The following is a 1,904-nucleotide window of genomic DNA, read 5'->3' on the forward strand; positions in this document are numbered from 1 at the left end:
GATATCTGAAGAAAGACTCCGCGCCATCAGCCGAGTCGTTTAAACCGTCTATCGCGCCATTAGCTCTATTTGCGATGCTTTTACTCGGCTTACCGTTAGTGGCTCATACGTTACCTTTGCTTGGGCTGTTTAGTGATTTTTTCCAAGCTGGTAGCTTAGTGTTTGGTGGCGGTCATGTGGTTCTGCCGCTTCTGCAAAACATTGTTGGCGACCAGCTCAGCCAAGATGCATTTTTAACAGGCTACGCCGCTGCACAAGCTGTACCGGGGCCAATGTTCACCTTTGCGACTTTTATCGGTTATGAGCTTTCGGATACGCCAATTTTAGGCGCGCTGATCGCAACGCTTGGCGTATTCCTCCCAGGGTTTCTTCTACTGCTTGGCGTTCTTAAAAACTGGCAAGCACTGGCAGGCAAACCGCTGGTCTCCGGCACCATCAACGGTGTAAATGCCTCGGTAGTAGGGTTACTACTCGCGGCACTTTACCAGCCAGTATTTAGCAGCGCAGTTGTTGCTCCCATCGACATGGCGTTAGTGATTGCGGGTTTCTATCTACACAAAAAGCTCAACCTTTCGGTACTATGGATGATCGTGTTTTTTGTGGCAGCAGGCCTTGTCACGGGCATGATGTAGCCTGCTGATACGCCAACTATTGAATCTAGATAAACCACGGGCACTCAAATACGAGTGCCCTTGCTTAGATTAGATAGTGAAAACGGAACAGACCCCGATAAAAAGAGCATCACAAATTATGACTTAACTTCTCTCGGTTAAGCCATTGTTCATTCTTACCAACTTAACTGCATCATGACGAGAATGGACATCGAGTTTTTTGTACAACTTGTATATATGGCTTTTCACTGTACTTTCAGATAAAAAAAGTCTTGAAGCAATTTGTTGATTTGAAATGCCGTACACAAGTAGCTCTAGAATCTGTTTTTCTCTGCATGTTAACTCATCATGCTGCTGTTCTTCGGACAAATTTGCATGCCGATAATTGAGGACTAACTTCTCTAGGTACATTCTTGGTAGCCACAACCCACCTTTCAGTACGTATTCCGCGCCATCACATATATGTGTCACTGATGCACTTCGGAGCAAAATTCCTTTCAACAACTTCCAATGCAGTAAGTCCGTTTGTACTTTTTCACAAGGGACGTTGTGAAGCATAAAGGACCACCCAAATAGATCAAAATCTGGTAACTTTCCTTGTACTTCAAGCTGACGCATAAAATCGTAATCAATAAACATCAAATCGATACTGAGTGAGTGACTTCTGAACACCACTTCATCTGGTTGCATTATCTTTACATCGACATCATGAATGGAAGACAGCTGTTTTTTTATTAAGTTACTTTGTAAATTACTCTCAGCTAGCAGTATCAAGTGCTTCTTTTCCATAGTCCCACCACATTAACTTACCTGTTTCACCAACCCCCGTTAGAAAATTAATTGGAGGCAGCAAAGAGAATTTATCTTCATTTTAAGTAGAAAATATAGCACTTCAGAATGATATCGCATTGCTTTTCAGCACCGAAAAAGACTTAAAAAGTATGAACCTGTTGTGTTTTTATCCATACTTTTCAACCTGTGTTAGCATAAGGATATGATTTATAATATTAAATAATAAAGATAATAATTGGATAAAATGCCATTTATAAAAAATGGATGACTGCTCCGCTCAGTGCAATAGAACAAATTACTTCTTTATATTGGCTTCATTTCATACTTGATGAGTACTTAAAGTAAATACAAAAAATAACATTATGATTATGTTATTTTTTTCTTTAATACTTTAAATAGACGTACCTAAATACTCCCTTCCAGCCTGAATCATTCTCAATAATGAGAACAGCTTTCACTGATCCTTTCTTATAATTTCATCGCTTCCCACAACATTTGAAG

The 1,904-nt window shown here is 40.2% G+C and carries 2 protein-coding genes; one reads left to right on the plus strand and one right to left on the minus strand.

The features are described from left to right. Window positions 1-632 (plus strand): chromate transporter (locus IQR33_RS25495; RefSeq protein WP_193844172.1); only part of this gene is annotated, 632 nt, incomplete at its 5' end. 123 nt (window positions 633-755) lie between these two features. On the opposite strand, the gene IQR33_RS25500 is transcribed toward IQR33_RS25495, so the two are convergent. Beyond that, window positions 756-1,400 carry a helix-turn-helix transcriptional regulator gene (locus tag IQR33_RS25500; RefSeq protein ID WP_005380169.1) on the minus strand — a complete coding sequence of 215 codons (645 nt, stop codon included), beginning with the start codon at window positions 1,398-1,400 and terminating at the stop codon, window positions 756-758. Window positions 1,401-1,904 lie beyond the last annotated feature (504 nt).

The organism is Vibrio sp. OPT46, assembly GCF_015163535.1.
GTDB classification, from domain to species: domain Bacteria; phylum Pseudomonadota; class Gammaproteobacteria; order Enterobacterales; family Vibrionaceae; genus Vibrio; species Vibrio alginolyticus.